General features: G+C 39.8%; 19 protein-coding genes. 13 read left to right on the plus strand and 6 right to left on the minus strand.

All coding sequences use genetic code 11. The annotated features are described in order from the left end of the window. Positions 1-8 precede the first annotated feature (8 nt). On the minus strand, positions 9-755 hold the full coding sequence (locus CWB72_RS14475) for a helix-turn-helix domain-containing protein (RefSeq protein ID WP_138632729.1): 747 nt from the start codon (positions 753-755) through the stop codon (positions 9-11). Positions 756-997: 242 nt separating this feature from the next. On the opposite strand from CWB72_RS14475, the gene CWB72_RS14480 reads away from it, so the two are divergent. Continuing rightward, on the plus strand, positions 998-1,348 hold the full coding sequence (locus tag CWB72_RS14480) for a hypothetical protein (protein ID WP_130255111.1): 351 nt from the start codon (positions 998-1,000) through the stop codon (positions 1,346-1,348). A 601-nt stretch (positions 1,349-1,949) separates the two neighbouring features. Continuing rightward, entirely contained in the window at positions 1,950-2,750 is an 801-nt protein-coding gene (locus tag CWB72_RS14485; RefSeq protein ID WP_138632732.1) for a DUF2145 domain-containing protein, read from the plus strand. A gap of 245 nt (positions 2,751-2,995) precedes the next feature. Here CWB72_RS14485 and CWB72_RS14490 read toward each other — a convergent pair whose 3' ends face one another. Beyond that, entirely contained in the window at positions 2,996-3,526 is a 531-nt protein-coding gene (locus CWB72_RS14490; RefSeq protein WP_138632735.1) for a TetR/AcrR family transcriptional regulator, read from the minus strand. Positions 3,527-3,608: 82 nt separating this feature from the next. On the opposite strand from CWB72_RS14490, the gene CWB72_RS14495 reads away from it, so the two are divergent. The 6 genes from CWB72_RS14495 (at position 3,609) to CWB72_RS14515 (ending at position 9,188) form a co-directional block, all read left to right on the plus strand. Beyond that, positions 3,609-4,262 carry a glutathione S-transferase family protein gene (locus CWB72_RS14495; protein WP_171037314.1) on the plus strand — a complete coding sequence of 218 codons (654 nt, stop codon included), beginning with the start codon at positions 3,609-3,611 and terminating at the stop codon, positions 4,260-4,262. A gap of 621 nt (positions 4,263-4,883) precedes the next feature. After that, positions 4,884-5,138, plus strand: coding sequence for a helix-turn-helix transcriptional regulator (locus CWB72_RS14500; protein ID WP_138632741.1), 255 nt, complete (start codon positions 4,884-4,886; stop codon positions 5,136-5,138). Beyond that, positions 5,139-5,678: a hypothetical protein gene (locus CWB72_RS14505; protein WP_138632744.1), complete on the plus strand. Its 540-nt coding sequence runs from the start codon at positions 5,139-5,141 to the stop codon at positions 5,676-5,678. It begins immediately after the preceding gene. Beyond that, positions 5,656-5,805, plus strand: coding sequence for a hypothetical protein (locus CWB72_RS20600; protein WP_171037315.1), 150 nt, complete (start codon positions 5,656-5,658; stop codon positions 5,803-5,805). Before CWB72_RS14505 ends, CWB72_RS20600 begins: the two co-directional genes overlap by 23 nt. A 192-nt stretch (positions 5,806-5,997) precedes the next feature. Next, entirely contained in the window at positions 5,998-7,377 is a 1,380-nt protein-coding gene (locus CWB72_RS14510; protein WP_138632747.1) for a M23 family metallopeptidase, read from the plus strand. Positions 7,378-7,637: 260 nt separating this feature from the next. Next, entirely contained in the window at positions 7,638-9,188 is a 1,551-nt protein-coding gene (locus tag CWB72_RS14515; protein ID WP_138632750.1) for a hemolysin, read from the plus strand. A 239-nt stretch (positions 9,189-9,427) separates the two neighbouring features. Here CWB72_RS14515 and CWB72_RS14520 read toward each other — a convergent pair whose 3' ends face one another. The 4 genes from CWB72_RS14520 to bcsE form a co-directional block, all read right to left on the minus strand. Further along, positions 9,428-12,154, minus strand: coding sequence for a bifunctional metallophosphatase/5'-nucleotidase (locus CWB72_RS14520; protein ID WP_171037316.1), 2,727 nt, complete (start codon positions 12,152-12,154; stop codon positions 9,428-9,430). 175 nt (positions 12,155-12,329) lie between these two features. Further along, complete coding sequence (bcsG, locus tag CWB72_RS14525; protein WP_252371567.1) at positions 12,330-13,904, minus strand: cellulose biosynthesis protein BcsG; 1,575 nt, start codon at positions 13,902-13,904, stop codon at positions 12,330-12,332. Between the two features lie 54 nt (positions 13,905-13,958). Then, a complete protein-coding gene (locus CWB72_RS20605) occupies positions 13,959-14,129 on the minus strand; it encodes a hypothetical protein (RefSeq protein ID WP_165385523.1) in 171 nt (56 codons plus the stop codon). Continuing rightward, the gene (bcsE, locus tag CWB72_RS14530) at positions 14,122-15,726 is read right to left on the minus strand and encodes a cellulose biosynthesis protein BcsE (RefSeq protein WP_138632756.1); all 1,605 of its coding nucleotides are present in this window, start codon (positions 15,724-15,726) and stop codon (positions 14,122-14,124) included. The genes CWB72_RS20605 and bcsE overlap by 8 nt, the downstream gene beginning before the upstream one ends. Positions 15,727-16,098: 372 nt before the next feature. Between bcsE and bcsQ the strand changes: the two genes are divergently transcribed. Genes bcsQ through CWB72_RS14555 form a run of 5 tightly spaced genes read left to right on the plus strand, consistent with a single transcriptional unit; the run spans position 16,099 to position 26,610 of the window. Further along, a complete protein-coding gene (gene bcsQ / locus CWB72_RS14535; protein WP_171037317.1) occupies positions 16,099-16,806 on the plus strand; it encodes a cellulose biosynthesis protein BcsQ in 708 nt (235 codons plus the stop codon). Then, positions 16,803-19,439 (plus strand): UDP-forming cellulose synthase catalytic subunit, encoded by a 2,637-nt coding sequence (gene bcsA / locus CWB72_RS14540; protein WP_252371568.1) that lies wholly within the window; start codon positions 16,803-16,805, stop codon positions 19,437-19,439. The genes bcsQ and bcsA overlap by 4 nt, the downstream gene beginning before the upstream one ends. A 1-nt stretch (position 19,440) precedes the next feature. Then, positions 19,441-21,696 (plus strand): cellulose biosynthesis cyclic di-GMP-binding regulatory protein BcsB, encoded by a 2,256-nt coding sequence (gene bcsB, locus CWB72_RS14545; RefSeq protein WP_252371569.1) that lies wholly within the window; start codon positions 19,441-19,443, stop codon positions 21,694-21,696. Positions 21,697-21,700: 4 nt separating this feature from the next. Beyond that, positions 21,701-22,828, plus strand: coding sequence for a cellulose synthase complex periplasmic endoglucanase BcsZ (bcsZ, locus tag CWB72_RS14550; RefSeq protein WP_138632761.1), 1,128 nt, complete (start codon positions 21,701-21,703; stop codon positions 22,826-22,828). Continuing rightward, entirely contained in the window at positions 22,813-26,610 is a 3,798-nt protein-coding gene (locus tag CWB72_RS14555) for a cellulose synthase subunit BcsC-related outer membrane protein (protein ID WP_171037318.1), read from the plus strand. Before bcsZ ends, CWB72_RS14555 begins: the two co-directional genes overlap by 16 nt. Positions 26,611-26,807: the final 197 nt, after the last annotated feature.

Below are 26,807 nucleotides of genomic sequence, written 5' to 3' on the forward strand. Positions count from 1 at the left end.
GTGTCCCTCTAATCTTGTGATTTATTGCGTCGAAATTGCTCAAATAAAGTTGGCTCCCATGCTCGCATCGCGAATAAGAGCCCCATATGTTTGCGTTTAGCAATTGGCAATGCCGAATCTTCTTGGTTCAAGATAGCCGCTTCTTTAGTGAGCTGATTCAATTTACGCTGAATGATCTCAATAGAAGAATTGGAATAACGACCTCGTAAATAAAAACGAAAGCTATCTTCTTCATCAAACTTACTCGCCATAAAACGATGCAACACTTCTTGTTCCATAAATCGCTCTAACGGACCGTTTTTGATCCATCTGAAATCTTGAGCGATGAGGAGTTTATAGTGGTTGTTTGGCAGTAGTTGAATCAGCTTGATTTTATCGAGCCGCGCAAATAAACGAATAAGCTCAAACTGGTCGATATCATATTGTTCAATAATGTCGTCAAACTGCCATGCATCACGCACACAGACCGCCACCAGCAATAGCTTAGGGTTATCAATAAGCTCTTGCTCTTGATCTAATGTGAGCTCTGTTAGTTGGTCTTGTTGCTTCTCGGTGATGGTAAATAAATCAGACAAGCTAATCTGTAATAAATGACAGATCTCTTCTAGGCGCTGCAAAGTAAAGCTTTGTTGAGCAAAAATACGTTTAATATTTGCCTCGCTCATATCGAGCTTTTCGGCAATGTGTTTATACGTTAGCTTTTGCTGTTTAAGCAGCATTTTAAGTGTATCGCTCACCTGCGAAATTTGGCTCATAGTGTTCCTTAAAAGTTTTACCAATGGCTTTAAAAAGGTGCATAGATAGCATAAAAGTCATTACCGCCGACAACCTTTCAAATTGAAATAGCCTAAGTAAAAAGCCAGATAGTTTAGGATTACTATACTTAGAGTTTCTTAAATTGCTACATCTAATAACTGAGTTTACGTTATTAATCCTCTGGTCTAACTTGTAGTCAACGCAAACAAACACAGTATGTTGAATTTTAAAGGACACCACTATGAAACGCATTTCTCAACTTTTCACATTAGGTTTAATTGCATTGACATCATTTGCATCTTACGCAGAATCTGCGTCTGAACATGCCAGTAAAGGCAGCCGCCACTCAGCACTTGCTAGTGCTCACAGCACAACAGCCAGCGCCCAAGTAGCCAGCGGCGTGGTCGCAGTGCCATTATTAGTTGTTGGCAGTACCGCATCGGCAAGCCAAGCCGTTGGCGAGTCACTAATCGATGCTGCATCAGGCAAACATAAAATCGATAAGCATGAACCGCTCGAAATTACCGAGATCACCATTACAGTGGACCGCTCACCCGCAGAGCAAATGAAAAAATCAGACAAGAAAGACTGAGCGTCACCCTGAACTTGTTTCAGGGTCTATAAAAACAAATTACAGTAATTAATTGGATTCTGACCTTCGTCTGAAGGACAAACCATAAAGAAAACATGTAAAACTAAACGTCTCCCTGAACTTGTTTCAGGGTCTATAAATAAATTACGGTAATTAATTGGATTCTGACCTTCGTCAGAATGACGAACCATAAAGCAAGCATGTAAAACTAACTGTCACCCTGAACTTGTTTCAGGGTCTATAAAAAAATTACGGTAATTAATTGGATTCTGACCTTCGTCTGAAGGACAAACCATAAAGCAAACATGTAAAACTAACTATCACCCTGAACTTGTTTCAGGGTCTATAAAAAATTACGGTAATTAATTGGATTCTGACCTTCGTCAGAATGACGAACCATAAAGTAAGCATGTAAAACTAACTGTCACCCTGAACTTGTTTCAGGGTCTATAAAAAAATTACGGTAATTAATTGGATTCTGACCTTCGTCTGAAGGACAAACCATAAAGCACGTATGCAAAACTAAACGTCTCCCTGAACTTGTTTCAGGGTCTAAGGGCAACGTAAAGCCCCTTTACAGCTTTCAAATAAGGAGCACTTTATGCGCTACTTCAAATCTCTTATCTTCTCATTTGCTCTGCTGCTTTCTCTAAACACCTTTGCAGGCAGTCAGCAAAACAGCGAATCTAAATTTGCAGCCGAAGAAGTCGCAAGCTTTGCCAAATCAGTAGAAAAATACGCAGCAAAACATGGCGCGCGTGCGTTTATTATTGCGCGTTTAGGTCAACCTGAAAAAGACTTACCTCGTGGCTTTCAATTCACTCACACAGCTATTGCCGTCTATTCTCAGATCACGTTAGATAATGGTAAAAAAGCTAAAGGCTATGCCATTTATAACCTATATCAAAATGCCGACAACCCAGCAAAAAGTACGTTAATGACAGACTACCCTGTCGATTTTTTCTGGGGCGTAGAAAGTCTAAAAGCCGGGATTATTATTCCCTCACCTGACTTGCAACTTCGTTTAATTGAAGCCATTTCATCAGGTAAAAACCAAGCACTGCATAACCCAAATTACTCGTTAATCGCTAACCCATTTAACAACCAGTTCCAAAACTGTACAGAGCACACGCTGAATGTGATCAATGCTGCGATTTACGAAACCGACGACATGGCGCGCATTAAAGCCAATACTGAAGCCTACTTCACACCGCAACCTGTGAAAGTGAGCCGCTTTAAATTGGCATTAGGAAATTGGTTTGCTAAAGGTGTCAGCACCGACGACCATGGGCGAAAGATTCAAACGACCAGCTTTACGAGTATTGCCCAGTATTTACATGAGTTTGGCTTGATGGAAGAAGCGGTGGTCTTTGAGGATGGAGAGGTGAGTAAGTTGTTTTAGTACGTTCAAAATACACGTTGCTAAGCAAGGTTACTTTTACGCAAAGTAAAATGAGCAAGCTTAAAAAATGCAGAGGGATTTTCAAGCTACCTGGATGTATAAAAACACTGTTCTCAAAACTCTAATTGTAGGTCGTCATTTATGGCGACCTACAATTAGAGTTTTATTACTTCCAAGAAGCTTGGATCCAGTTCCGCCATTCAAATCACAATGCTAGTCTTGCTTCGCAACATATATTTCGCACCTTACTCCTGACACGCAGCTAATAACTTCTCCACCAAGCTTTTATCAATCAACGACTCCGACAAGGCCACAGCACCAATCATAGTTGCAGCCTCTTTAAGTGCTTCAGCTTCTGTCAGTCCTTGCGATTCAATGTATTTCACAAAACCTTTAAATACCTTTTCGTAAGTTTCTCTGACTAAGGGTTCTCGCTGTCTGATGTCAGAAATCAACAAAGCCATCGGGCATTGCTGATTATCTTTTAGAGTTGGGTCTTGCCCTTGCTGTAAGTAGTTATGTTGCAAACTTGCAAAGCCTTGGTCACAACCTTGAGTGATGTTTTCTCTGGCTTCAAATGCAGCAACTACCAGCGCTTGGTTATATAAGTCAGCTTTTGATTTAAAGTGTGCATAAAAGGCACCCCTAGTCATGTTTGCTGATTTCATCACATCATTGATCCCCACAGCATCAAAGCCCTTTTCGACGAAAAGCTTTGCGGCGCAGATTAGAATTTTCTCTTTGCTTTTAGTTTTGTGCGTAACATCCCAAGGCATGGCTATTCCTTAAAATATGATCTTGAACATATTGTCGTTGCAAATAATATCGAGTGCAACCATTCAGAAAAGGAAAGTAAAAATGAACACACTCAAGATTGTAGGCCCTGATTTTTCAACATTTGTTCGCTCAATTGAGATGATCTGTAAAGTAAAGTCATTACCCTATTCGTTGCAAAGCCAGTGGCAAGATGAAGATGTCACTTTGGGCTCCGAAGGACTATTAAAGCTTCACCCTTATGGCAAGGTGCCAGTATTAATTGATGGTGATTTTATCTTGCCTGAATCAAACGCTATTGCTCGTTATCTAGATACACTTACAGGCCCAAGCGTGTTTGCAAGCGACACCAAACAAGCTGCCTTAATAGATGCTTGGAGTAGCATGCTGTCGATTTATGGTTATCGTGATTTGATCTCTTTATATGTTTTAACCCTTAAGTTTCCAGCAAATCAAGATGGAACTCCTTGTTTAGAAGCCTTAGAAAAAGGAAAGCAAGCAGCACATTCAACATTAAAAATATTGGCAGAAAAATATAAATCGCAAAGTAAAAAAAGCACTTGGTTTTTAGGGGAGCAATTCACTTTAGTTGATGCAATCTTACTGCCTATGCTTGATTACATTCATGGTTTAAATGGCGATTTAAACTTGCTAAACCAATACCCTGATCTTAAGCGGTATTATCAAGCTGCCTTTGAATATCCTCATTGCGCTGAAGTTTTGAGTTTTAATAGCTAGCAAATAGGCGGGGGGAAGGTCTGCACCATGTAACCTATTCTCAAAACCAGCAGACAACTCCCTTTCCCCTTCTATCATGACTGAAAATGAGCAATTGATGAGTAATGACAGCGCATGGAGGGATTTTTGTTCCCGACAAATCCCAAGTACCTAAATCCATTTAGGCAATGCGCTGTAAGGCTGATTTAGTCCATGAATGAAAAGGTAAGCAGCCATACAAAAGTTAAGATGGTTCATTTCACCTTGCGCAAAAATAACTTCGCTACGCAAAGTGTATTTTGCACGATTAGGCTCAACGCTAGTCTTGCTGCGAGTACTGTAAAGAGTCCGAAGTGATTTACTTCCATGTAGCTACGCCCATCGGGTATCCATACCCTCACCTCCTCGCACTGCGAAACTTCGTTTCGGTCACTCGTCGCCCTTGCGCGAAAATAACCTTACTTCGCACGCAACAACTATAACCTCAGCTACAGCTAAAATGGCTTATTTCATCTTACGCAAAAGTAACCTTACTTCGTAAGGTATATTTTGCACTTTTAACAAAATATATACATTTGAAATGTCACATGATAATCTGAGCGCCGTTTACCTATTGATAAATAAGACATGGAATGAAAGTGAATGAAGGAAATAGAAAGAAAGCAAAGCACTGAAAGCTTTAAACTTCACGTTCAGCGATCTATTCGGCAAATGCGTCAAAGTAAAGGTTTATCACAAGCCCAACTGGCCAAAAAAATGATATCAAACGTTGATCAATCAACAATTAGTAATTGGGAATCTGGCAAGAGTGAAATGTCTATGACACAACTTTTAGATGTGTTATTTATTTTCGGTGTCGATTTGGATTCTTATTTTTCATTTTTAAGGAAAGATTAAATGGAAGCATTATCAGAATATTTAAATTACTTCACTTACGCTCCATTGCCAATTTTTGTATTTGCATTACTGAAATGCTGGAAAAATATTGGAGCTCGATGGTTTTTAACTCTGTTAATAAGTATTGAGTGTATAGATATATATAGTTATCAATACTCAATCGAATGGACAACTCACTACTATGTCTGGTCTGCATTCATGTGCACTTTATTCTTCGTTCCTTCTTTCTTTAGAAGAAAAATAGCTCTAAATATTTATAGGAAGACAAACTCTAAATACTTTCTCGATGCTTCAAAGTTAGATTTTTCACAACAAGAAGCTGCTCTTTTACTTCTATTCTTCACCTCTATGTGTGCTAATTTAATTAGTTATATAGAAATATTAATGTACAAAAATTACATAATTGATGTGATTTACTTTAAGCTGTACATTTTAGATAAATTGCAGTTAATTATTCATACTCTAGTTTGTTTAGCTGCTTTATCATTTGCAATAAAACCAAACAAAGGACAGGACTATGAAACAGCTAGCGATTCATGAATTAAAAAAAGTTGTTGGTTGTGGCGGTGGAGGTGTAAAAAGCCCACCACCTCCCCCTCGCGACGCTGAGACACAAAACACTGACGGGAGCTACACCCCACCACCAAAAACAGAAGAAGGTAATTAATTCTTCTTTCAATGCACTATTGAAACCTTAATAAACCCTGATTTTTCAGGGTTTATTTGTTTTAATCCCCTCAAAAACCCCCTACACTGTGGCGACTAATTAGAATTTGAATCGCTTGCCTTCATTGCACTTCAAAGTGATTAAAAAATAACTATAAATTCAATGAATAAATCATCACAACAGGGAAGTCTTATGCCTTTAAAGCGACTGTTATTATTAGCAAGCCTAGTGGTTGGGTGTGCTGAAAATGATGAACAAAGCAAACAACACAATACCGAAGCTCAAGACCTGAATTCAGAAAACACTGAACTTGCACATTCGCCAGAAACTGCAGTTGATGAAACAGCTACTGAAACAGTCAACCCATCACTCCCCTCCCTTGCTGAAGAACAGGTTAATGTCGAGACTTTTACCCTTAAACGCGGACAAACGATTACCCATGTTTTAAAAGAAGCTGGGTTTAATCTGTCACAAATCTATGCTCTGGCAAATGATATAAAGCCGCACTTTGATTTTAAGAAAATTAAATCAGGCACTCAGTTTGATGTTGTCACTCACACTTTAAATACGCCTGTTATTGCGACTGAAACAAGTACTGATACCGACATAATCAGTAGCGAGGCAAGTGATACTTACACTGTAGAAGAAGAAAAACGTCTTCGCTTTGCAACCGGTTATGGTGAGTTAATTGAAGCCACATTAGTTGATAACACATGGCAGCTGTCGCCTATTTCACTAGAGGTTAGGCAACGCCGCTTTAGTAAATCGTTCGAGATCAGTCAAAGCCTGTACAAGGCAGCCAGTCAGGCTGAGATCCCAGCCAATGTGATCAATAGTGCTATTTTAGCTATGTCTCACTTTGTCGATTTTCAGCGAGAAATCCGCAAAGGCGATAAGATCACCCTTAACTTTAGCCAATCAATGGTGCAACAAGACACCCATTTATTTGCCAAGTTTAGCGCACCACAAAAACTGGTTGCCATTGAGTTTGTGAACAACAAAGACAGCTATCAGCTGTATCAATTTGAAGACGCCTATTACTTTGCTGATGGTAAACTGGCACAGAACTTTTTAATGAAAACGCCGTTAAATGGGGCACGTTTATCATCTTCTTTTGGTAGACGAAAACATCCCGTTTTAGGTTACACCCGCCAGCACAAAGGCATTGATTTCAGTGCACCAACAGGTACGCCAATTATGGCAGCAGGTAAAGGTAAGGTGTTAAAAGCCAACTATAGTAAAAGCTTTGGTTATAGAGTATTACTCGAGCATCACGGCGGCTATCGCACCTTGTATGCACACTTAAAAGGGTTTGCTAAAGGCATTAGAGCTGGCTCGCGAGTCAAACAAGGCCAAATTATCGGTTATTTAGGTAATACGGGCATGTCGACTTCGCGCCATCTTCACTATGAAGTACATAAAAACGGCAAAGCCATTAACCCTCTGACGATGAAACAACCGAGTAATATTCAGCTAAAAGGTGATGACTTAGTCGCATTTAAAGCCCACATTCATGGTGTTAGGCAAGTTTACGCGGCCGTATACCAAACCCAAAACCAAACTGCTGAATAAAAAAACAAAGTCCTTAGCATAAAACGAAACCATATTAATTGGTTTTAGTTTTATGCTTTTCATTTCTGAAAACCTAAAGTTTTTTCTACCTTAAAACTCTTTAAAAACAAATAACAACCACAAAAACCAAACCTTTATGACTATAAATTGTAAATTAAATGTTTACATTATTTTATTTTCATGGATAAATAGTAGTACACAAGTAGTATATTCATCCACGGACTGGCCGAATCTCCGTCTAATACTTAGAGAGGTAAGCTATGTTAAAACCCCATATTTTCTTCACCTTATTAATAACCTTTTGCTGTTTGTTATCCGCGCAAGTGCAAGCAAATTTTTGCACAGGGAAACTTTATGGCATTAATGCTGGACGAGGTGAGGTAGGTCTAATATTTGATGTGAATGAATACAGTGGCGACACCTTTATTCATTCTAAAGCAAAGTTTAGTTCTGCGGCTTTGGCTTATGCCAATGACTTAAACCGCTTGTACTATGTGAGTGCACCAAGGGCACATGAGTATAAACTTGATGTATCTGGCGTTGCTTTAAATAGTACAGAGCTTAAGTCACTGCCTATTTCAGCAAGCCGACATAAGTATACTCGCATTGCCTATGTTGATATGGATACAAAAGAACATACTACGCTTGCTAAAAGTAAGCCTATGTACCGTCTGGCTTATAACGAAAATACGGGCCTGTTAGTTGGGTCGTATTTCGATAAATTATATAGCATTGATCCACATACAGGTGCTACGACATTGCTTGGCACCCTCTCTGGTTACGGGCAAGACAGAGAGATGTGGCGTGGTGATTTGGCCTTTAACCAAGGGCAGTTATATTTGATCTCTAACTCGGCCATTTTTACTGTGGACCTCGAAACTTTCGCATTAACTAAACTCGCCTCTCATTCTATTCCAACTTTAACAGGTGCGGTTTTTAATGGCGAAGGTGCCTTGATCGTTAGCCGCGATAAAACCAATGATTATGGTAGCTTAAATAAAACAGACCTCTACCAAGTTCAACCATATACAGGTGAAGCATGCGAAATGGCGACTCTTCCTGCGCAATTAAATGACTTAGCCATCGATAATACAAACTCTATAAGCTGCCCGGAGACTCCGCTTTGCCAACCTTTAACACTACCTGAAATTTCATTGTCTGCCATTACGGCCTCAGTAAATGAAGGCGGTACACTAGAGTTTGAAATCTCCCTTGATAGAGCTTCAGGGCAAGATATAAAAGTAGATGTATCAACTACCCCTATCACAACTCCTAATAATGATTACACCTACCCAGATCAGACCATCACCATTGCTGCGGGTGAGGTGAGCTACCGTATACAGATCCCAACGATTGATAACACGGTATACGAGGGTAACAAGCTATTTACTTTACAAGTAACAGCTGCTGAGCATGCCAGTGGTAGCGCGCAACAAACAGCCACAATAATAGAAAATGATCCTAATACTGCTGAGCAATTACAAAATGCCGCTAAATATGGTCAGGTAAACTGGGAGGGCTCAGATGGTTGTTGTCATGGTCAGCGTATCAGAGGAATTAAAGGTCACTTCCCAAATGCCCCTGCAGGCACAGTAGTTAACTTTTATATCAGTAGCCAAAAAATAGCGACCAAAACCTTATCTGGTAACTTTGCTTATGCCGGCGATAGTCAGAGTACTTGGTGGATGAACAACGGCACTGTGGCATGGGCAACGCTCACTTACAATGGTGTCACAGTGAATGTGCATACAGGTCATAAATCGCAGATTCACAATCACCATAATGTCAACTGCGCAAATGGTTGCTGGTAGGCAGCAAAGTACTTACCGCCCCCACAAGTAGTGCAAAAGCAAAATGGCTTCAGGGAGAAGCCATTTTTTTGTTCTGAGATATTTTTATATTTATGTTTCAAGCAAGTCTCATTACTACTTACAAGGCTTGATAAAAATAAAGTGTGAATAAACTATTTAATCGTTAGTTATAGCTGCAGAGTTTAGCCATCTTATGCCTTATCATTAGCCAAACTAGTCATAAGTTGCTTTGAAATACCTTATTGCCCAGTCACCGCCTTTTGGAAGAACTTTTGACGCTGTAACAACCAAGGGTTTTGCTCTATTGTTTTAATGCTTTGAGCATGGCGTTCAATTTTCTGATTTAACTGCCTGACCGTCTGATTAAATAACATAATTGATGATGGACCGCCTAGTTGAGCTATCTCATCTTCTGTGAAACTTCTGCCAGCAAATAGCATGGCATTTAGGTAACCAGGTTCAGATTCAAAAGTATCATCCGTCAACAATAATAATTTCTCAGATAACGCCCACCTATCATTTATTTCACCTTCGTCTTTTTCACCTACCAGTTCACCATTAATAAATATTTTTAATGCCCCCTGCTCTGGCGCGGCATAGAATACGAAGGCGACACGATACCAGGTATTTGCTTGTAATGAGCCAAAGTAACCACTATCTGTCGTAGTGATCCCCACCCCATTAAACTCTCTGTCTACATACAAGTCTGCGTCATCTGTATTTTCAACATTGGTCTGTAACAGTGCTCTGAATTGATCTGTACTAGACTCTGGCCATAACAAATCCATCACAAGCGTATAATCACTGACTTTACCCTGTTCTAAAAAGTCACCATTAGCTGGGACATTGTGTGACAGTAATAAGCCTTCTGTCGGACTGTGACGAGAAAAGGCCAACACTCTGCTATCTTCCCCATTTATCAATGGAATTGACAGTGCAGACGCCAATTCAAACTGGCTGTCTTCTAACCACCACTGCGAACTTTGAGGATCGAAGAAACTTAACTCACTAGGCCCGCTATTCGCTGTTAGTGGTTGCTGTTCATCATCAAAGTTCCAGATAGAAACATGCTCATCAGGCGTACAGGCAGTTAAGGTTGTATCTGAGTCAATATGCAAACATTGACTCGTACGGTGGCGACCATATTGATCTAGACTCCACCATGACTCACTCAGAGCAGTGAGCTCATTGAACGTCACCGATTCAAAAAATAACTCAGGGTTAAAGGCTGCGCCTTTTTGTAATGCCACCGTGTAGTTTTGAGTATCAATTATCTCGGATTCATCTGCTTTGCTGAACAGCCAAGTTGGTTGAGCTTGCAGCATCTGTTTTAGTCCAGCACCAGAGACATCTACTGAATAGAGCGCATTGAATCCAGGTGTATCTGAAGGCTGTCTTTCAACATAATAAGTTTCATGTAGTTTTTCTTGAGTGATTTTCCCAGGTGTCCAACGATTTTGTACTTGGATAGGGTCAAATAAAGTAGCATCGACTTGGTGGGTATGTGACACAGCCTGACCTAAAAGTGCCGCAATTTGAGACTCGGTTGGAAAATTCTCAGAGAAGGCTATTGCGGTGTTGGCATCTGGCGCATATCGCCCCATAATTTCATCAATGGTTGAAGCCATTTGTGGCTCAACATAGTTCAATGAGGTAGAAGGTATCGTTTTATATTCGTAGTCTATCAGCGCCTTACTTTTTGCATCAAAATTCAAAGTTAAATCTGTTAGGCCCTGAGCAAAAAAGTTTGGCTGGATCACTAAAGCTCCATTCTCAACTTGCTCTATTCTTTCACCACCATGGGTATGACCGCCAAGAACAAGATCAATGCCTTCGACGTTTTCAGCAACTCGATTATCTCCACCGTAGCCAAGGTGGCTCAGCATAACCAAGTAGTCAACATCGTCGCGATATGTGTCAACCAAACTCTGTGCGACAGCATTCCAATCCCAATTCATTTTAAAATTAGGAATAAAATCAGGAATAGGCGCGGTTTCAACAGGCTGATCTAATTCGTTCCATGGCACCGAGGTCATGCCAAAGAAACCAACTTTTACGCATCCAACTTGAACTGCGGCAAAATCGACAGCTGCAAAGCCGTTTTCATCGTTACCCACATACTGGGTATTACTTGCTAGCACAACCGCATTATCATCACTGGCATAATCTAATAATTGGCTAGGACCCCAAGCATAATCATGGTTGCCAACAACCCTGACATCAAACTGCATACCTTTAATCGCTTCAACTGTCGCTAGCCCTTGCGAAGTTTGCTCAGCCACAGTGCCTTTCTCATAATCATCACCGCCATTGGTGAATAAGGTGTAGACTTGTTCTTGTTTAACTTGTTGGTAATAGCCTTTGATCTTACTAAAAAGTTGTTCTTTATAACCAAAGCGAGAGTGAAGATCTGCCACATGCACAAATCTCACGGCTTGCTCAGTCGCGCTATCAAGACACGCTGGACCAATAGACTTAGTCACTTCAATAGTTTGTTTTTCTTTATAAAGGACCGCATATTCGCCTAGCTCAAGTACATCAGCACTAATTTGTGTGTCGCTTAACTGTGACTCTACGGGCAGCCAAACACCTCCTTGTTTACGAACAATCAAAAGCTGACCATTGTTGAATTGTGTGGTGTCTAAAAAGAACGTAATACGCGCTGTTAGGGATAGTGTGACTGACTCTGGGGTGAGCTGATAAATATTTGATACAACGCCTTGGCTTTCGTCTTCAGTGCTCGGCGGTAAGGTCAACACTTGCAATGTAAACGCACTCTCAACACTGCCAGAAGACAGCACTACTTCAAACTTGCCATTGTCTGCTTTACCAGAAAAACTGGTTTCCACATCTATTGGCACACCACCTTCTAAAGTTGGTGCAAATACTTTTTCTGTTTCACCTGAGCCACAGCCTAAGGCTATACTTACCAAAAATGAGACGAATAAAAAGCGTATAGAATTCACAGTTCACCAACTTAATACTTATAAATAAAAAGAAAAATATAGAATGATACTTTTCATTCTATTAACCAAGTTTCATTTATACATCATTACAATAATGCGCCTACATATCATCAAGGTAATACCAACAGAGGCAAACTCAGTGTAATCTTGAATGTGCCTCTGTTTAAAATGAAAGCTATTGCGGATACTTTGTCCACATGCCGTTATCTAATTGGATATAAGGCTGATCAGAATAGAGTATCATTTTCGAGTTTTCATTTTCTGCCACCATTGCTGATGTCGGTAAGTTTGATAACAAGCTTCTAATATTGATAGTCGCTTGATCAAACGGATTATCTTCGATTGTTCTTGCGATAAATTCTGAAATAGCAAAATAACTCAGCGGCTCATCATACTTAATCGGGTTACTGCCTGACTCTTTATTTGGGCTGATAAACTTAATGCCTACAGGAACATTGACGATAGACGGCGTAGGAATTTCTCTTAAGCCCGAGAACTGCATTTGATCGCCCTTAAGTGCTGCACCATGCTCTGGTACCATGACAACTAAGTAGTTTCGACCCGTATTTGTTAATGTCTGAAAGAATCCATCAATATCGTTTAATAAAGCTTGTGCTCTTGCTCTATAATTATCGATTGAATTAAAGCGATTGGCTTGCCCTGCCATAATGTTTCCATCATGTAGGCTAATGCTATTAAAATAGAGTGCATGGCGCTCTTGGGCACTTTGCTCTCTATTATCAAGCCATTTGCTAAGCACTTGTTTATCGCTATAAATTGGCGAGCCATCGAATGATCGTTGAATAATATTAATGTCATCAAGAGGCTGTAGCGGAGCACTGATCCCACCTTCAGTCTTAATTAACTGTAAAAAACTATCGAAAAAACCATTGTGGTTCATGGCTAAGTCGGTTTGAAAACCTAATTGCTCTAACTGTGCGAATAAGTTGCACTCTTCTCGTTTATTACCGTATAAGCCATTATGCGGCCTTTGCCCACAACTGGAATTTAAAAGACGGGTTGCGGCTGGGCCTGAATAAGACGTCGCAGAATTAAAGTTTTCGAAAATAACATCAAACTGGCTTAATAAAGGATGATTCTCCATACCAATATGGCGTAAATCGCCCCACCCCAAAGAGCAGATATTTAAAATAACCACATCAAAGTTAGAGCCAATAAATTGATTCGGAAACTCTGTAACTAGGCTTTGTTGCTGTGCATAGAATTGTGTCATCGCACTTGCAGGATCTGTTACTGGACTCGTTAAGTTAGTAGGCGCATCCGGTATTGCTTGTTTTACTACTCGAGTCGGAGCGGCTTGAATATTTTGTTGATTGTTTAGTGACGCAGCCCCCGTCACTCCAACAACGAAGAAGGCTAAGATGTTTACACCCGTGAACCTGATCCACTGATTGAAATACAAATAAGTAACCAAAGTAACCAGCATGAGTGCCGTACCTTGTAATGAAACAACTCGCATTATCAATTCTAGTAAATAAGCAGGGCTAAAGGACATCAACAGATCATTGTTACTCATCAACAAAGATAATGGCGGTAAATAAGAGTCATGATGTAAAAGCATCATAGCCAGCACAATACCAACAATGTGCTTGAGTTTATGCAGTAAACCACTTCCTAACGGAAAAACCAAAAATGCAATTAAGGCAAGGTTTTCTAATACATGTATTTCAATATAAGAAAAGTAAAACAAGCCAAACTTGAATAAGAAATAAACATTCCATAAACCCAAAGGCTCCCATTTAACTTTTGACAATAGGGGTGACGTACTTTCTTGGGACATGGATTACTTCTCTTTCTTCTTAACTGTTGGGGTATAAACTTCAAGCACTCGATGACGGAATCGCCACTTGTTATAGATAGGAGCGACCAGCTTGATCATATCTTTTATAAAGACACCCAGCGCAATACCGATCAATAAAACGATAATAAGCGTGGTGATAGTATTCTCATTCATGTTCGTTTTTAACTTTTAAAGAAATGGGAGTCGCATTTTTGCGATTAAAGTCACTAAATTCTTGTTTTGAATTTTCTGTTGAACTAGCCTGGCTTTGATTTAAATCTGCAACATTAGATGACTCTATTTGACTAGAATAATCTTGCACATCGCCATTCATTGCAGCTTTGCGTATAACCCGGCATTGTTCTTCAATACTAAGCTCTGTTGAGAAAACATCATGGAATAAAAAGAACTCGCCTAAAGACAATCTAAATAGTCTAGATAAGGCCAAATCTACATCATTTTCGCGGCAGGCATTCAGATAGATATAAATATGCTTTTCAGTAGCAGTGAAAATATCACCACTGCGTTTTACATTAAACAAAGACACCACATCACCCGCATCCAACCCTTTTTGTAATGTGAGTACCACCATCACGCCACTGACTCCGGTATTCACCGCAGTTTCTCTGTGCCTGAATACTTCATCAATAAAACTAAATACTGATAAATAGCCTTTTTCTGAAGAACCTTGAGAGTATGATAGAACCTCTGCAAAGCTTGGTGGTAATGGCCTAGAAAATTTATAACCTTGAATTGCTTGAATTTGTGACATTAATCGTGAGATATCTGTCGAACTATGCAAAATTAAATTCACACCTACGGTTAAAAACAGACATTCATCTTTATGTCTAATGACCCCATCGGTATTTTTAAGCACAATTTTAAGCCAGTTACCATTCGACTTTCTCAGTTGAAAGCACTGCTCAGCAAGTACATTTTGGTCCGTTTTCTTATTAATATTGAAAACAATAGTTGCTGCTTTTTTCTCTTGCACAGCAACAAATAACGCTTCATTTGATTCAAATACCTGATAGGTAGGTGGTAACTTAGTATCACTAGGCACGATGGCCTGAGTAAGCAATACTTCATTTTGATCAGCAAATTGTTGAAAGTGGCCAGAGTCCAGCTTTTCGTACACTTTAAGTGTAAGTGGCGTATGGGAGGTAACTTGGCAAGATACTTCTGTAAGATAACCTGTTTCATGTCGCCAAAAATCAAAAAATAAGGTTTGACTTGCCGCTTCTGTTGCAACCGTTACAAGCCCAGCTATGACTTGATTGAATCGACGCAGTTTATCAAATAGCGTTAAAGCCAAATCACCCGTTAACACCCAAAGTATCGTGGATTTCATTTCCCGAGCAAACTCATCAGCTTGCTGCATCATAATTTTAACAGTATCTAAACTGATAGGCTTCAATAGCTCTTCATCTAAGTGAATGATGATATGACTATTCTTAGATTGGGGGTAAAATTTAATTTCGTTTAGTAATTGTTCAAAGCCATTTTTTCTCAAAAAATAAGTTCGATTAATGCGAAATGGATAACAGTTTTTTTCTAAGTCAGACCACTGCCAATTGAATAGCAAGGGTAAATCTTTTGTATAAAACCGTTCAACATCTTCAGAGATTAAAAAGTTATTAACATTTTTACTAATGCTTGATAAACCATATTCTACTCCTTGCTCTACGCTTCCAGCCAGTACAACATAGCTTGATGAATCGACCAAGGAGAATGATTTTCCACCTAGGCCATTTATTGCCAATCCCCGCATAATTATATTTTGTATCTAAAATAACAACTAAATTCAGAATAACATAAAACATAGTACTTTTTCATTGTTAATTTAATGAAATATTTAGTATACTTTGCGCGCTTTTTAGGGACATAAAAACAACGCCCTTAATATTATCAATAATTTAATTCTGTAGTAGAGGTGTAGAATTAAAGATTTAAAAAATGTATCCAATGGCTATAACAGACATGATATTTCTAAGCTAACTCAAAAAGTCGACTTATCTATTAATGACTATGTTGAGATAAATGAAAAAACTCAAATAAAAGACATAATAAATAAATACGCGCTTTTTTCTGAAATAGAATTAGCTGTTGCAAACAATACTCAACTGAAAAACTTGAAATCATCTTGAAACGTATATTTTTCTCTGGCCTCAAAGGTGGGGTTGGTAACACCACATTACTTGCAAATTTAGCCTGTGCACTTGTTCAAGCAGGAGAGCGTGTAACTTGTATTGACCTTGACTCTAAAAATGAACTTAGGTTGCACTTTGCACACCAATGGGATGACTTGTGTGGTTGGTCAACACTTGAAAATAACACTCTAGAGAAAGTCGCTTTTGCCGACCCTGATGGTGTTAAATTTATTCCTCATGGCTATAAAGCCTCCACTTTGTCAGAGAAAAAACAGTTAGTCTCTTTTTCACAAAATCTAATTTTAGATGAAAATGAATGGCTACTTTTCGATGTGCCAAATTATGCCAATGCACGTTCTTTAGGTTTAAAAGATGATGACTTTTTTATTCGTACTGTAAACTGTGATGTAAGCTGTCATAGCATCATCAATCAAAGAAAATTGATGCATAATAACGATGATGAATACTTCTTAATTAATCGTTTTAATAGTGCCGTTGATATTGAAGTTGAGATTGCTAGGTTATGGCGACAGCAATTGCCCCATATGCTACCTGTCTTTATTCATCAAGATGAAGTGCTGAAAGAAGCTTTGGCTTTTAAGAATGTCGGTTACAATTGTGCGCCTTTCAGTGTGATTAAAGATGACTTTCAAGCACTCATTAGTTGGCTGAAATTACATTTTAGTAAGGTAGCTGAGTGAAACCCCTATCTTATTCTGGCTCTAATTTCACATTGTTCTTAAGTTTGTTTTTAACCTCAAAGTCAATTGATTGGTTAAAGCAACGCTATCGCTTTTTCTTTCAAAATTGTGGTTACAGTGTTTTCAACTCTGCCATATTTACCTTAATCAGTATTTTACTATTCAGCATTTTTAGAATCGATGCATTGTCGAGTAGAGGCAACTTCTTCCTTTACTACCCTCAATTAAGACACAATGAATTCAGACCCGGTGATTGGCTTCGTTTGACCATTCAAACCATCTATTTAGCGCTATTCAAAAATAAACCAAGAAGCAAGCGTACTAAAAAAACAACTCATTCAGTGTGGTTTATCTTACCTGCCTTAATCAGAGTATTGACCAAAATTGACAGCGCTGTAAGTTCTGCGGTGAGGCAGCGATTAGGCAAGCAACACAGTACTGACAAGACTCTTTTTAAGATAGTTACAAATGCATCCATTTGGGACAACAAACTGTTTCGTAATAGTGTCTTAGTTATCTTTTTTGCATTTTTAATCGTGCTCATAACTGTGCCATTTTCTTTAACTGCCCAAGCTATTTTTATGGGTTTAATTTTATTTGTAGCGTATTCATTACGTGGTATTGAAGGCCGTATGCCGACTATGATCATGGTGACATTGTCTGTCACTATATCAAGTAGGTATATATGGTGGCGGATCACTGAAACACTCAATTGGGATGACCCTTTTGCGTTATTCCTTGGCTTTGGTTTGCTGGCCGCCGAGCTCTATGCTTGGCTGATCTTAATTTTAGGCTTTTTCCAAACAATACACCCCCTTGAACGCAAACCCGTGGTACTGCCAAAAGACACCCGTTTGTGGCCAAGCGTTGATGTGTATATTCCAACTTACAACGAGCCACTTAGTGTTGTTAAACCAACCGTCATTGCGGCACTGGCGCTGGACTGGCCAGCTGATAAATTAAATATTTATATTCTTGATGATGGTAAAAGAGACTCATTTAGAGAATTTGCAGAGCAGGTGGGGGCAAACTACATAATTCGCCCAGATAACAATCACGCTAAAGCTGGTAACCTTAATCATGCGATGCAGTATACCGATGGTGAACTGATTGCTATCTTTGACTGTGACCATATTCCTGTTCGGTCTTTCCTACAAATGACCGTGGGACAGTTCGTAAAAGACGACAAAATGTGTTTGGTACAAACACCTCACCATTTTTTTTCAGCCGACCCATTTGAAAAGAATCTAGACAACTTTTCAAAAGTACCAAACGAAAACATGCTGTTTTACGGTTTAATTCAAGACGGTAATGATATGTGGGATGCTACCTTTTTCTGCGGTTCATGTGCGGTAATAAAAAGAACTGCGATTGAAGACATTGGTGGTTTCGCCTTCGAAACAGTCACTGAAGATGCGCACACTGCTTTAAAGATGCAACGTAAAGGCTATCGGACCTCGTACATAAACCTGCCACAAGCAGCAGGTTTAGCAACTGATAGCTTATCAACCCATGTTGGACAGCGGATACGTTGGGCCAGAGGAATGGCACAGATATTTCGCCTCGATAACCCTGTATTTGGTAAAGGTTTATCGCTGGCACAAAGGTTATGCTACCTCAATGCGACTTTACACTTTTTCGCCGGTATACCGAGGATCGTATTTTTAACGGCGCCTCTGGCATTCATTTTCTTCGATGCCTATATTATTTACGCACCATTTTTGGCCATCCTCTTATACGTTGTGCCTAGCCTCATACAAATAAAGGTCACAAACTCTCGGATCCAGGGCAAGTGGCGTTATTCCTTCTGGGGAGAAGTTTATGAAACAGTCCTTGCTTGGTACATTTTAAAACCGACTACGATTGCCCTATTTATGCCTCACAAAGGTAAGTTTAATGTCACCGAGAAAGGCGGCTTAAACGATAAAGACTATTATGATTGGGATATATCAAAACCCTATATTGTACTAGCATTAATTAACTTGACCGGCCTGATTGTGGGTATTGGTCGTTTCGGTATGAGTGACTCTATACAGATGGGCATTTTAATCATCAGTATGGCATGGTCTCTTTATAACTTAATCATTATTGGCGCGGCTATTTGTGTTGCCACAGAAGCACGCCAAGTTCGTAAATCTCATCGTATTGGTTGTCAATTCCCCGCTATCATTTATACCTCCGCTGGCCGAACGATTAAAGTCACGGTTACTGACTTTAGTAACTCAGGGGTGGGTATAGAATTACCTGCTGAAGGCTTATTAAACCAAAGTGAAAAAGTTGAACTATTAATCAGCCGAGGCAGAAAGCAATTTGCTTTTAAAACCGATATTGTCAACATCACCAAATCTAGGGTTGGCTTGCGATTACATGAGCTCAGTGCAGATAAAGAAAGGCAATATATTGAATGTACATTCTGCAGAGCGGATGCCTGGTTAAGCTGGCAAGATAACTTTTCTCATGATCTTCCCTCAGAAAACCTTAAGCTTATCGTTCGAGTGAGCTTAAGAGGGTTCAAGAGCTTATTTTTACACGCTCCTGAAAGAGTAAGACCAACAATTAAACGCGTTATTGCACTCATAGAGTCACTCGAGACTTTTTTACCACGTAAACCTAAAACAAAAGATGAAGCATAAAATGAACTTTATTAGGATGTTGTTACTTTCAACTTGTTTAGCTGGAATGAGCTTTAATAGCTCAGCTTTTAAACCCACAGACAAGACTGTATTTGCACAAGGATACCCAGAACAAGCCCCTGTGACTTCTCACAAGTTTACGTTTGAACAATTAAATCGTGAAGGTATCCGTTTATCTGGTGCTTTACCAAGTAGTGATGTTAACTTTACCAACCGTATTGATAAAATAATCAAAGAGCTTTCTGTTAAGTTAAAGCACACCAACTCACCAGCTTTACTGTCACAGTTATCTCATATCAAAGTGTATCTAAATGATCAGTTAATGGCGATTGTGCCTGTCACACCTTTAGAATATGACAAAGTGCACCAAACTCTGACAGAGCAAACGCTTAAGCTTAAACCGCACTTAGTTCGAAACTATAACACCATTCGTTTCGAGCTCATCGGTCATTACACCAACGAGTTTTGTGAAGATTCAACACACTCAAGTATTTGGGCTGAATTAGACAAAGAAAGTACGCTTAAATATAAGGCGCAACAAATTGCATTGAAAAGCGACTTATCACACTTTCCAGAGCCACTTTTTGATGAGTTCGACTATGCAAAGTTGTCATTACCTATGGTGTTTGCTGGTACGCCTTCTAAAACAGCCACGCAAGCCGCAGCAATATTAAGTTCATGGTTTGGTGCAAGAGCAGATTGGCGTGGCGCAAGCTTTCCTGTGCAATATGATGCAATACCTAAAGACCATGCGGTTATATTTGCCACAAATGATACTAAACCGCACTTTTTAGCCGACTACCCCGATGCAGAAGGGCCAACGGTAGAAATTATTGCCAACCCTGAATTTAGATACAAAAAGCTGCTCTTAGTTTTAGGACGTACCGAAGAAGAATTAATCACAGCAGTAGAAGGCATCGCCCTTGGCCTGCCTGTTATGACTGGCAGAACGGCTGTCATAAATGATGTATTTCATCTCAAACCCCGTGAAGCATATGATGCCCCTCGATGGTTACGCACAGATAGAGCGGTTAGGTTTGGTGAGTTGCTCGACTACCCAACACAATTGCAAACTACTGAGGGCAGTGATCAATCTGTCAAACTTGATGTACGCTTGCCGCCAGATCTTTTCACTTGGCGCACCGACGGTCTGCCGATCGATTTAAAGTACCGTTTTACACCGCCGACGGATAAGGCCATATCTCGTTTAAATATGTCAATTAATAACGAGTTCATTCAAGGCTTTACTCTGACTCCTGAAGGAGGTAAATCAGTTGTTTCAGAATTAAAGATCCCACTACTTTCAAATGATGATTCAGATAAGGACCGCTATTTTTCAGTCCCAGGCTTTAAAGCCGATATAAAAAATGAATTAGCATTTAAATTTTTATTCTCAACTGAAAAAGAAGGCTTTTGTACTACTAGCGCCAGAGGTGGTGAGCTAGGTGTGATTGATGATGACTCAATTATAGATATATCTGACTTTCACCATTATATCGCCATGCCTAACTTGCATGCATTCGCACAAGGTGGCTTTCCATTTACTAAATATGCAGACCTAAGTGAAACATCCGTTATATTCCCAAGTAATCCTTCTCGTTTAGAGCTAGAAACATTATTCACAGTCGCAGGGCATATTGGTAAAACAACTGGATTCCCTATTTTTAATGCAGACTTGCATTACGCCAATGAAAATATCGATTTAACAGGCAAAGACGTCTTAATCATCGGAGAAGTAGAAAATTTCATGGCTCAAATGAATGAGCAAAGTCAGCTATCTGTGCTCCTAGAGCAATCAACTAGAGAAATCACTCAAGCTGTCTATGATGGCCAGCCTTATGATTACGCTTTAGCGAATGAAGATGCCGCAGCAACAGTCTCATTGTCAAGCTATGGCCCTCTAGCCGCGATTGTAGGTTTTCAATCGCCATTCAATACTGAACGCAGTGTCGTTTCCATCATGGCTAACAACAATGATGACTTAAATCTCATCAATAACACTTTAACAGATAGTGGCAAGCTCTCTCAGATCCGTGGTAATGCAACCATTATCAATCCATATAAAGTTCATAACTCATACCTCGGAGAGCGATACTATATTGGTAGCTTACCACCGTTTACTTACATTTGGTTCCACCTCTCAGAGCACCCTTTAATTTTGGCTATTTTGACTTTGTTAACCCTATTAATTATCTCTTTTGTGCTATGGCGGATCCTATCAGCGCTAGCGAAGAAACGAGTAGAGACTCAGGAGTAATAATATGAAAGCAATATTATTCAGCGTCATAATGATGGCAATTAGCACATACTCATACTCTCAAGATGTGTGCTACAGCTGGCCCCATTGGGAAGACTTTAAACAAAACTTTATTTCTGAACATGGCAGAGTCATTGACCTAGGATCAGAAAAGAACATCACCACCAGCGAAGGGCAATCTTACGGTTTATTTTTCGCGCTCGTTGCTAATGATCAAGCTATGTTTGATAAGTTGTTGGGTTGGACTGAAACACACCTCTCAGAGGGTGATTTAAGTGCCCGACTGCCTGCGTGGCTTTGGGGGAGAAATGGCAATAACTACGAAATTCTAGATTCTAACCCAGCGTCAGATTCAGATATTTGGATTGCTTATAGCTTGTTAGAAGCGAGCCGCTTATGGCAAGAACGTCGTTATGCTGTGTTAGCTTCGGTACTCGCAAAGCGAATTTTAAGAGAAGAAACCGAGTACCTTCCAAAGCTTGGACTTACGCTCTTACCTGCGCCTTATAGTTTTCAATTAGACGATAATATTTGGCGTCTAAATCCAAGCTATGCACCTTTACAATTACTTAAGCGTTTTGCAAAAGCTTATCCTCACTCTCCTTGGCAAGAAGTACATGATACGTCTTACCGTTTACTCATCGAAAGTGCACCTAAAGGGTTATCACCTGATTGGGTTTTATACAGCCCAGAAAAAGGCTTTTACTTCACAAGAAAGCGTCCTGATTTAGGCAGTTATAACTCAATCAGAGTCTACTTGTGGGCTGCACTTATGCACCCAGATGCAGAATATGCTACACAGCTCATTTCGCACTTTAAACCAATGGCAAAAGCGACCAGTAAACGCAATTTAGTGCCACTTAATACTTATGCGCAAAGTGGTAAATATCAAAAACGAGGATCAGTCGGTTTTCATGCTGCATTACTAAAGTTTCTTGATAGTAGTGAAGAAATTAATGCGCTTGTCAGTATAAAACAGCACGTTGACTACAACATTGCCGAAGAGCTAACCAAGAACTACTACTCAAGTGTATTGTCTTTATTTGGCACAGGCGCAATGGACAATCGTTATAGCTTTGGACCAGAAGGTAAGCTACAAACCCAATGGCAGGCACAATGTTCAAAACAGTAAACAGCTTCTTGGGTTTAGTCTTTTGTGTTGCATTATTGCTATCTAATAGCATTAATGCATTTGCGAATGAACAGGGCACAGATCGTAGCTCTATAGAATGGTTACAAACACAGGTTAATATCGGTGAAATTTTAGGTGACGAGATTTTAATTTCAGACTCACTTGAAAAGTTACTGCAAATTGCACCAAACCACCTATTAGCCAAGACAACCCAAGTACAGGTTTTACTGAATCGCGATGAGACAAGACAAGCACTTCGTATTTTTCGCCAATTAGAACAAGAATTTCCCAATCACAAGCAAGTTAAAAGACTTAAGCTACTTATTAATTTAAAACAAGATACGGATGCGCGACGTCAATATGAAAGTGCAAAGCTATTCGCCTTAACAGGCAAAGTTGTACAGGCAATTGATGCCTATGAAGCCGTTTTTTCCGCCGGTTTCCCATCTATCTTTTACGAGCTTGAATACTATAAATTGCTCAGCCGAGATGATGCACATTACGACAAAGCCATTGTCGGAATAACTAGGCTCACACAGCGCTACCCTGGGGTTGGTGATTTCGAGCTCCAAAAAGCACGTATCATTCTAAGAAAAACCCCAAACAGCAAAGCGGCCATCAGTGTCTTAAAGCGTTATGCAAAAACCGACCGATATAAATTTGAAGTAGAAGGACTCTGGCTCAATACGCTTGCATCTCTTGAGCTTGAAAAAAGAACTGACAAACAATACCGAGATTTTTTAAGACTCTTCCCTAAATCTATGCAAGGCAAGTTGCAGTATGAAGCATTTCAAAAAGATTACGCTGCATACAAAAAGCTACTTAAAAACCCAGGCTATCAAGCCTATTTAGCAGCCGTTAATGCGCTAGATAATGAAGAGTCTGAAAAAGGCCATCGACTATTAAAAAAAGCCTTAAGATACCGCCCGAAAGATTCGATGATCATCGGCGAGATGGGCCGTGCACACTTGCAGTTAGGAAACTATGAAGAAGCGATAAAATACTTTGAGAAAGCACTCAAATATACCGAGTTCGAAGGCGCTGAGCGCTGGGAAGGCTTGATTAACACAGCAAGATTTTGGGGGTTGATCACCCAGCTAAGACAAGATTTAACTGACAATAATCTCGAACAAGCCAAAAAGCTGCTCTCTCAGGCAAAAGCACTTGAAGAAGACAACGACACTGTCCTCTTTTACCAAGCTGAACTGTTATATCTTGAGGGAAAAGAGCTACAAGCCTTTCAGATTTATCGTCAGCTCATAGAGCGCAATCCAACCAATCAGTCCGCATTACAGCGTATACTTAGATCCGTTCAAACGGAAAACAGCCTACGCTCATTAGACAAGCTGAGCGATGTTTTAACTCAAGAACAAAACGAATTAATTAGACCAGAACTATTAGTCGCTAAAAAAGACATTGCTAGAAACCTAGCTGATACAAAAGCTGAGCGTGGTGACTTTCATGGCGCAATTCAATTACTTGCCAGTATTCCGAATAACAATGAAGCGGATCCATGGCTGGTTTACCAAAAAGCACGTATTTGGCGCCAAGCTGGCAGTGAGAGTCAAGGTATTAGGTTATTCAATGAACAGACTTGGCAACACCCTTTAAATGGCGAATTACGCTATGCACAAGCTCTTTACCTCTCGAGCATTGATGAATACCAGCAAGCAAAAGAAGCCCTACAATTTGTCCCTCTAAAAGATAAAACACCCGAAATCATTTCATTAGAAAATGAACTGGTGTTTAGAGATTTTCTACTCGAAATTGATCAAGCGATAGCCGAAGATGAGTTAAATACAGCTAAAAATCAATTAGCTGCACTTGAGCTAGATGTGATCAGTTCAGCGAATGTGAAAGCACAAGTCGCAGCAGCTTGGTATGCTGTTGCAGAGCAGACCATAGCGATAAACTTACTCGAACAAACGCTTAATGAAGATCCATCTTTAGCGCCATATTGGCATATTCAGCTTGGTACTTGGTTACTTGCACAACGAGATACCGTTAAGTTACAACAGTGGCATAAAAACAGACATAGAATTGCTATAGAGACAGAAGAGGAACTAGCGCAAATCGAGCAATTGTCACTTGATTATAAATTACTTGCCTCTGACTCTCCACGCACATTATTAAACACATTGATTGCTGAATCACCGTTTAATATGGATGGATATGCTCGATTAGCCAGCCTTGATATGAATGATGACGAATTTGAACAAGCTTATGATACCTTGCTCAAAGCCCACCAGTTCGGTGAGTTTACCCGAGAAACTGAAGAACAACTCCTAGATCAGGCACTGTTAAAGCAAGACACACCGCTTATAGAATACCTAGCTAGCCATTTGATTCGACGTGTTGGTATTACAGATACCGCATTGCAACAAAAATTAATTTCACCTCTGTTCTTTTTTAGAGATCAAGAGAAAGCCATGGAACTTGCGCAAGATTTAGTTTTGTTAAGCTCATATGAAAGTGAACTAGTAAAACAAGCCGGTGATTTAGCTGAGCAAGTAGGTCGTCATGATATCGCTGCTGAGTATTACCAGAGAGTTGTTAATACCGCTCCAAGTTCAAGCCAAAATGAAGCTTGGTATGTCAGCTCTGCACGAACAGGGATCACCCGTGTCAATCAGAAAACTGACGGACATATTGCTTTTGCAACTGATTTAAGCGGCCAAACCAGTACACAGTCAGACTCTGAGCTCGGAGTTGGTGCTTCATTATTAGAAAGTTACTTCCCTCTTTGGAGTGGACACGGTTTTGTTAAGCTCGATGACTTATATGTATCAGCACAATCAACAGACTTTACCGCGAACTTCAGCGCAGGTAGGTATGGTACAGGTTACTTGTGCTACCCACAGTGTATTCTAGAAAAAATCACCCCTAAAGATCATGGTGTCGCAATTGGTTTAGGTTGGCAAAATGAACAATGGCGAGTCGATATTGGTACTACGCCAAAAGGTTTTTTACTTGATAGCCTAGTTGGTGGAGTAATTTATCAATCTGATTTTGAAGACTTTAGCTACGACATAGAATTAAGAAGAAGACCCTTAACTAACAGTTTATTGTCTTTTGCAGGTATGGAAGACGTCACCTTAGACAAAAAATGGGGTGGGGTAATTCAAACAGGCATCACGCTGGGTGCTTACTATGACTTAGGATTAGAGTACGGCTTTTGGTCAACCCTAGATTACCATCTATTTAAAGGTTTAAACGTTAAAGACAATGACCGTATTCGTGCTATGGGTGGTGGTTATTACCGTCTATATCAAGGTGAAAACTATGAGTTCACTGTCGGCTCTAACTTGCTTTACTGGAGCTACAAGCATAACCTATCTGAAGAAACATTTGGCCATGGCGGTTACTACAGTCCACAAAGTTATTATGGCCTCTCGATCCCAGTAACCTTTGATGGAAAGTGGCGAGAAAAGCTCGTTTACAGACTTAGACTTGGGGTTGGCTACTCTACCTCTGAAACCGAAGAGATTGAGTTCTTCCCTAACAACCCTGAATTACAAGCACAGGCATTGTCTCTCGTAGATGAAAGAGTTGAGGCCCCTATCTTTGAAGGCAGTGAAGGTGAAGGTGTATCATATAACCTGCAAGCGATAGCTGAATATCACTTTTATGATCATTGGATCATGGGTCTCAGTTTAAGTGTTGATAGAGCAGAACTCTATGAACCTAATTATGGTCAGTTTTATATTAAATATAAATTCAATCCTATTTTGAGGCCTTTGGATTTAGGCCCTAGCCCGATTTCACCTTATGTTAATTTCTAACTGAAACTCCCCTAAGGCGCGTTCTACTTATCTCACACTTGCCTTTGACATGAAAAAACGCGGCTTAATTAAGCCGCGTTTTTTCGGGAGTTATACCTATCCGCTTAACTAAGTGGTCTATTTTGAGGTAAGAAAACCTTGTTGATAGCACCGCTCACGCGTCCTGCTATCGCTGAGGTACCTACATCCATGTAGGC

The sequence above is a fragment of the Pseudoalteromonas phenolica genome, assembly GCF_005886345.1.
In the GTDB taxonomy this organism is placed as follows: Bacteria; Pseudomonadota; Gammaproteobacteria; order Enterobacterales; family Alteromonadaceae; genus Pseudoalteromonas; species Pseudoalteromonas phenolica_A.